The sequence below is a fragment of the Kitasatospora arboriphila genome, from assembly GCF_039528095.1.
In the GTDB taxonomy this organism is placed as follows: Bacteria; Actinomycetota; Actinomycetes; order Streptomycetales; family Streptomycetaceae; genus Kitasatospora; species Kitasatospora arboriphila.
Window position 1 is genome coordinate 1 of the sequence record NZ_BAAALD010000175.1, and the last position, 7,448, is coordinate 7,448.

At 71.8% G+C, this 7,448-nt stretch carries 4 protein-coding genes and 1 pseudogene; 3 read left to right on the forward strand and 2 right to left on the reverse strand.

Annotated features, from left to right (window positions below; genetic code table 11):
* Positions 1-182 precede the first annotated feature (182 nt).
* A complete protein-coding gene (gene hrpA / locus ABD353_RS38770) occupies positions 183-4,148 on the reverse strand; it encodes an ATP-dependent RNA helicase HrpA (protein ID WP_425555345.1) in 3,966 nt (1,321 codons plus the stop codon).
* A 205-nt stretch (positions 4,149-4,353) separates the two neighbouring features.
* Between hrpA and ABD353_RS38775 the strand changes: the two genes are divergently transcribed.
* From ABD353_RS38775 to ABD353_RS38785, 3 genes are all read left to right on the forward strand, one after another.
* Positions 4,354-5,175 carry a class I SAM-dependent methyltransferase gene (locus ABD353_RS38775; RefSeq protein WP_344628437.1) on the forward strand — a complete coding sequence of 274 codons (822 nt, stop codon included), beginning with the start codon at positions 4,354-4,356 and terminating at the stop codon, positions 5,173-5,175.
* A gap of 74 nt (positions 5,176-5,249) precedes the next feature.
* A complete protein-coding gene (locus ABD353_RS38780) occupies positions 5,250-5,594 on the forward strand; it encodes a WXG100 family type VII secretion target (protein WP_263104247.1) in 345 nt (114 codons plus the stop codon).
* A gap of 64 nt (positions 5,595-5,658) precedes the next feature.
* Positions 5,659-6,795: a hypothetical protein gene (locus ABD353_RS38785; protein ID WP_344628438.1), complete on the forward strand. Its 1,137-nt coding sequence runs from the start codon at positions 5,659-5,661 to the stop codon at positions 6,793-6,795.
* Positions 6,796-6,850: 55 nt separating this feature from the next.
* Here the strand turns inward: ABD353_RS38785 and ABD353_RS38790 are convergent.
* Positions 6,851-7,448, reverse strand: a pseudogene (locus tag ABD353_RS38790) (hypothetical protein); the annotation flags it as partial.

Here is a 7,448-nt window from a genome sequence, read left to right on the forward strand (position 1 = left end):
ACCCGCGACCTCCACCTTGACAGGGTGGCGAGCTAACCAACTGCTCCACGGGACCAGAGATTTCTGATCCGTTCGTCTGCTCTCGCTCGCGAACAAGACAGATCGTACTGCATGGCGGGGCCCCAGGTCGAACCGGCCGCAGCGGGCCCCGTCCGGCACCTCCCGGACGGGGCCCGCCGCGGTCAGAGGGTGGCCGCCGCGGCGTCCATCGCCTTGAGGATGCGCTTCTCCGACACGGGCGCCGGCGTGCCCAGCCCCTGGGCGAAGAAGCTCACCCGCAGCTCCTCGATCATCCAGCGGATCGCCCGGACCTCCGGCGAGGGCCGGCGGCCCTCCGGCACCCGGGCCAGCAGCTCCCCGTACGCCTGCTGGACGGCCTGCACCTTCAGCAGGTTCTGGGTGTCCCGCTGCGGGTGGTCCGGCAGCGCCTCCAGCCGGCGGTCCACCGCCAGCAGATAGCGCTTCAGGTCCGGCAGCCGCTGCCAGCCCGTGTCGGTCACGAAGCCCGGGTACACCAGCGAGGCCAGGTGCAGCCGGACGTCGTTCACCGCGTTCAGCAGCACCGGGCTGGAGACCGACTTCAGCCGGGTCGACGCCCGGTGGAAGGCGATCAGCGCCGTCGCCGTCTTCAGCGTGGTGTCCGCCGACAGGTCGTACAGGTCCGCCCGGACCTTGTCGAACAGCGCGGTGAACGCCGCCTCGTCCCAGGCCGGGCCGCCGTTCAGCTCCATCAGCCGGTCGACCGCCGCTCCGACCACGTCCTCGAACAGCGCCGGGATCGACCCGTGCGGGTTGTACGAGAGGGCGAGCTTCGCCTGGTTGCCCAGCCGGCCCTGGATCGACTTCGCCGGGGAGTTCACCCGGAGCGCCAGCAGCCGGCGGGTGCCCGCCCACATCGCCTGCTCCTGGGCCTCCGGGGTGTCGAACAGCCGCACCGCCACCGAGGTGCCCTCGTCCACCAGCGCCGGGTAGGCCCGCACCGAGTGGCCGCGGGTGCGTTGCTCGAAGGTCCGCTGCAGCACCGGCAGGCCGTCCGGCCAGGCGGTCAGCCCGCTCTGCTCGATGCCCCGGCCGGAGGCGGCGCTGGAGAGCGTCGCCGACAGCTTCGGCTGCAGCGTCCGGCGCAGCTCCTCCAGGTCCTTGGACTCGGCGAGCTTCTTGCGGCCGTCCACCACCCGGAAGGTGACCTTGAGGTGGTCCGGCACCCGCTCGTCGTCCCAGGCCTCCGGCGGGACCACCACCCCGCCCATCCGGTGCAGGATCCGCTCCAGGGTCGGCAGCAGCGGCTCCTGCCGGTCCTTCACCTGCCGCAGCGCGGCCGCCGCGAAGTCCGGCGCCGGCACGAAGTTGCGCCGGATCGCCTTCGGCAGCGAGCGGATGTACGCGGTGACCAGCTCGGCCCGCAGACCCGGGATCTGCCAGTCGAAGCCCTCGTCGGTGACCTGGTTGAGCACCGGCAGCGGGATGTGCACCGTGACGCCGTCCGCGTCGCTGCCCGGCTCGAACTGGTAGGTCAGCCGGAAGCGCAGCGCGCCCTGGTGCCAGTGGTCCGGGTAGTCGGCCTCGGTGACGCCGTCGGCCGACTCGTTGATGAGCATCGACTTCTCGAAGTTCAGCAGGTCCGGCTGCTCGTGCCGGGCCTTCTTCCACCAGGAGTCGAAGTGCCGGGTGGAGACGACCTCCTCCGGCAGCCGGGCGTCGTAGAAGTCGAACAGGGTCTGGTCGTCCACCAGGATGTCCCGGCGGCGGGCCCGGTTCTCCAGCTCCTCGACCTCGCCGAGCAGCTTGCGGTTCTCCGCGAAGAACCGGTGGTGGGTCTCCCAGTCGCCCTCGACCAGGGCGTTGCGGATGAACAGCTCGCGGCACAGCCCCGGGTCGATCCGGCCGTAGTTCACCTTGCGCTGGGCGACGACCGGCATCCCGTACAGGGTCACCTTCTCGTACGCCAGCACCGCGCCGGCCTTCTTCTCCCAGTGCGGCTCGCTGTACGACCGCTTGATCAGGTGGCCCGCCAGCGGCTCCACCCACTCGGGCTCGATCTTCGCGTTGATCCGCGCCCACAGCCGCGAGGTCTCCACCAGCTCGGCGGACATCACCCAGCGCGGCGGCTTCTTGAACAGCCCCGACCCGGGGAAGACCGCGAACCGGGCGCCGCGGGCGCCGCCGTACTCGCGCTTCTCCACGTCGAACAGGCCGATGTGCGAGAGCAGGCCGGACAGCAGGGCCTGGTGGATCCGGTCCGCGTCCGGCTCGGCGTCCTCGTGGGGCTCGTCGATCGTCACGCCGAGCTGCTTGGCGACCGTCCGCAGCTGGACGTAGACGTCCTGCCACTCGCGTATCCGCAGGTAGTTCAGGAACTCCGTCTTGCACATCCGGCGGAAGGCCGAGGAGGAGAGCTCCCTCTGCTGCTCCCTGACGTAGCGCCACATCGCCAGGTAGGTGAGGAAGTCCGAGGTCTCCGAGTTGAACCGGCGGTGCCGGTCGTCGGCGGCCTGGCGCTTCTCGGCGGGCCGCTCGCGCGGGTCCTGGATGGACAGCGCGGCGGCGATCACCATGACGTCGCGGACGCAGCCGAGCCGGTCCGCCTCCAACACCATCCGGGCCATCCGCGGGTCCACCGGCAGCTGGGCCAGCTTGCGGCCGAGCGGGGTGAGCCGCTTGCGGTGGTCCTTCTCCGCCGGGTCGAGCGCGCCCAGCTCGTGCAGCAGGTTGACGCCGTCCTTGATGTTCCGCGAGTCCGGCGGGTCCAGGAACGGGAAGGCCGCGATGTCGCCCAGGCCCGCCGCCGTCATCTGCAGGATGACCGAGGCCAGGTTGGTGCGGAGGATCTCCGCGTCGGTGAACTCCGGCCGGGAGAGGAAGTCCTCCTCCGAGTACAGCCGGATGCAGATGCCGTCCGAGGTGCGGCCGCAGCGGCCCTTGCGCTGGTTGGCGCTGGCCTGGCTGACCGCCTCGATCGGCAGCCGCTGCACCTTGGTGCGGTGGCTGTAGCGGGAGATCCGGGCGGTGCCCGGGTCGACCACGTACTTGATGCCCGGCACGGTCAGCGAGGTCTCGGCGACGTTGGTGGCGAGCACCACGCGCCGGCTGTTCGACCGCTGGAAGACCCTGTGCTGCTCGGCCGAGGAGAGCCGGGCGTAGAGCGGCAGCACCTCGGTGGACTTCAGTTTCATCCGGTTCAGCGCGTCCGCGGTGTCGCGGATCTCGCGCTCGCCGGAGAGGAAGACCAGGACGTCGCCCGGGCCCTCCGCCTGGAGCTCCTCCACCGCGTCGCAGATCGCCTGTACCTGGTCGCGGTCCCGGTCGACCTCGTCCTCCTCGGTGCCCTCCTCCAGCATCGGGCGGTAGCGCACCTCGACCGGGTAGGTGCGGCCGGAGACCTCGACGATCGGGGCGTCGCCGAAGTGGGCGGCGAAGCGCTCCGGGTCGATCGTCGCCGAGGTGATCACGACCTTGAGGTCGGGGCGGCGCGGCAGCAGCTGCTTGAGGTAGCCGAGCAGGAAGTCGATGTTGAGGCTGCGCTCGTGCGCCTCGTCGATGATCAGCGTGTCGTACTGGCGCAGCTCGCGGTCGGTCTGGATCTCCGCGAGCAGGATGCCGTCGGTCATCAGCTTGACCAGGGTGTCCTGGCCGACCTGGTCGGTGAAGCGCACCTTCCAGCCGACCGCCTCGCCCAGCGGCGTCGCCAGCTCCTCGGCGACCCGCTCGGCGACCGTGCGGGCCGCGATCCGGCGCGGTTGGGTGTGGCCGACCAGGCCCTTCACCCCGCGGCCCAGCTCCAGGCAGATCTTCGGGATCTGGGTGGTCTTGCCGGAGCCGGTCTCGCCCGCGACGATCACCACCTGGTGGTCCCGGATCGCCGCCAGGATCTCGTCCTTCTTCTGGCTGACCGGCAGCTCCTGCGGGTAGCTGATCTCCGGGACGGCGCCGCGGCGCTGTTCGACCCGGAGCTCGGCCTTCGCGATCTCGGCGGCCAGCTCGTCGGCGATCTTCTGCCGGGCCTCCGGGCTGCGCACCCGCCGGGCGCCGTCCAGCCGCCGGCCGATCCGCTGCTGGTCGCGGAGCATCAGCTCGGGCAGCCGGGCGGCCAGCTCCGCGATGGTGGAGGCATCGGCGGACCGGGCTACGGGAGAACTCACTGCGGGCATCCCTCTAGATTCGCAAGGAGGCACGGGGCGGCGCACCTCGGTTTTCGAGCCCCTCCAGTGTCACAGCCCCGGCCCGTGATCTGCGAACGGCCCGGCGGCCCGGCGTCCGGCGGCCTCACCCCGGTGGCGCACACCGCGGCGCGCGGGTCGCATCGGGCAACCGTTCGGGCCCGTTCGAGCGGCCAGTAGGGTGCTCGGGCCAGTCGTGACGATCGAGGGGGAGACGATGGCCGGTGAGTTCGACGCGCACGAGCGACGGATGTGGGCGGGCAAGGCCGTCCCGTACGGGCGGACCTTCGCGGCGCTCTGCGGGGCCGCGGTGCCGGAGCTGGTGGCCGCGGCCGGTGTCGGCGCGGGCACGACGGTGCTGGACGTCGGCACCGGGTCGGGGACGGCCGCCGCGGCCGCGGTGCGGCTCGGCGCCCGGGTGACGGCCGTGGACGCCGAACCCGGCATGGTGGAGCTGGCCGCGGAGAACGTGCCCGGGGCGGACGTCCGGCACGCCGTGCTGCCCGAACTGCCCTTCCCGGACGCCTCCTTCGACGCGGTGGTGGCCAACTTCGTGATCAACCACGTGGAGGACCCCGCGGCCGCGCTGGCCGAGCTGCGGCGGGTCACCCGGCCCGGAGGACGGGTCGCCGTCACGGTGTGGGCGGCGACCGGCAACACCGCGATGGGCCTGTTCACCGAGGCGCTGGACGCCGCGGAGGTCGGGCGCCCGGTCTTTCCGACCCTGCCGGTCGACTTCGAGCGGACCCCGGAGGGCCTGGCCGGGCTGCTGGCCGGCGCCGGATGGCAGGACCCGGAGGGCCGGCAGCTGGCCTGGACCCACCGGGTCTCCCCCGAGGAGTTCTGGCAGGGGCCGGCCTCGGGCATCGCCAACCTCGGGCTGGTGATCACCGGGCTGCCGGCCGCGACGGCCGCACTGGTCAAGGAGCACTACGACCGGATCGCCGGCGGCCGCACCGGTGCGGACGGACTGCTGGCCCTGCCAGCGGCGGCCGTTCTGGCCGTCGCCCGCCGCTGACCGGGTCCGTCCGGTCGGCTAGCCTTTTGACCGACTATCAGCCTGTAGTGCAAGAGAAGCATGGGGGAACGGCTGTGGGACTGTGGGACGACGTCAAGGACCTCGGAAGCGCGGCGGTCAACGTCGTCGAGGACGTGTTCTGGGCACCGACCAAGATTGCCAAGTGGGTTCTCGGCGAGATGTTCGGCGATCCTGACGCCGAACTGGAGAAGTACGCCGCCGAGTTGCAGCAGATGGGCAAGGACGTCGAGGCGTTCGGCAAGGAGATCAGCACCGCGCTGAGCCACCTCACCTGGCACGGCCCGGCCTCCGACGCCTTCGTCGCGCACGCGCAGAGCAGGGTGAAGGAGCTCAACACCGTCGCCGACGAGCTCGACGAGCTCGGCAAGGCGATCAAGGGCCTCGCCGACGCCTTCTGACCGGCCGTCGCACCACCCACCCTGTCCCAAGCACGTATCAGCAGGCACGAGGAGACACCGCGCCATGGCCGATCAGTTCGGCGTCCAGCTGCAGGAGCTGGCGAAGATCCAGAGCGACTTCCAGAAGATCAACGCAAAGATGACGGAGATGAGCCAGCGCGTCGGGGCCATCAAGAACGCCGTCGCCAAGGCCGCCGCGACCGACCTGAGCGCCGGCGGGCTGCTCGGCGTCGCCAACTTCTTCGCCGTCGCCGCCCAGGTGGCCTCCAAGGTCAAGGACATCTCCGACCGGGCCGACGCCCTGGAGAAGACCAAGAAGAAGCTCACCGAGGAGCTCGGCCAGGACGCCGAGAAGATCAAGCAGGTCCTGACCGAGTACAAGGAGATCGAGCGCAAGATCCAGGAGGCGCTCAAGAAGCCCCACGTGGGCCAGGAGCAGCCCAAGGGCCCGCACACCGGCATCGACGGCACCGGCGGCGGCAACGGCGGCGGGAACCACGGAGGCGGCGGCCAGACGGGCGGCGGGGGCCACACCGGCGGCGGCGGGCACACCGGCGGTGGGGGCCACACCGGGGGCGGCGGCAACCACGGCGGCACCGACGACTCGGGCAGCGACGGCAGCGGCATCAGCACCCGCCCCGGCGGCCGCCACGACGGTCCGAAGATCAAGGACCGCAGCCGCGGCGACTGGCAGACCCACATCATCAACGGCTCCGGCTGGGACTCCTGGAGCGACCACTGGCACCGCCACAACGGCCAGGGCGTCGGCCCCAAGGACCAGCCGATCCTCGACGGCGCCTCCGACGAGCGGAAGGCCATGGTCGACCGCGCCATGGAGCGGGTGAACCGCAAGCTCGGCTACAGCCAGGGCGCCGAGACCAACGGCTACCGCGTCGACTGCTCCGGCTTCGTCTCCGCGGCGTGGGGCCTGCCCGGCCCCGGCACCACCACCGGCCCGCTGATCAGCGAGAGCGGCGGCATCGCCCACCACATCTCCAAGAGCTCGATGCTGCCCGGCGACGCCATGGTCGTCCACCAGGCCCACGGCGAGCAGCACGTCGTCCTGTTCGGCGGGTGGGCGGACAAGGCGCACACCCGGATGGTCATCCTCGAGGACAACGGCAGCCTCGGCTGCGTCTCCCGCGAGGTCCCGCTCTCCAAGTACTCGGAGTACACCGCCGTCCGCAAGAACGGCATGTGACCCGTCCCGGCGGGCTCCCGGTGGTGTACCACCGCCGGGAGGCCGCCGGCTCCGGTCAGGAGCTCCAGGTCTCCTTCAGCGAGGTGATGGCGCCCTTCGCGTCCACGGTGTACTCGTACGTGTCCTGGTAGCAGAACCAGCCCTTGGGCAGGCTGTCCGGGTCGGTCACGTGGTTGCTCTCGGCGCAGGTCTTCACGTGCGCCAGGCCGTCGCCCGCGGTGCCCGCCCGCACGGTGACCGTCTTCGTCCGCAGGCTCTCGTCCGTGTAGACGGTGATCTTCGCGTCGGGCGCGACGGTGTAGGGCTTCGGCTTCTCGTCCGGGTTGAAGAAGAGGCCGTTGGGGCTGCAGTTCGCCTCGACGGCCTCCGCCGTCAGCTTGCCGAGGCCCTTGTCGACCGTGCGGACCCGGACGACCTTGTGGGTCTTGAAGTACTCCTTGCAGTTCGGACCGCGCCCGCCGTTGTCGGCGTCCGCGGCGCCGGTGGCGGCTCCGGTGGCCTTGCCGGCCGGGGCGGAGGCGGCCGGGTCGGCCGCGCCGGTCGACGGGCCGTCCGCCGCGGCGGAGGGCGCGGGGGGCGCCTTGCCCGGGGCGGGGGGCGCGCCCCCGCCGGGGGGGTCCTCCGGGGCGCAGGCGGGGGGGCGGGACCCGGGC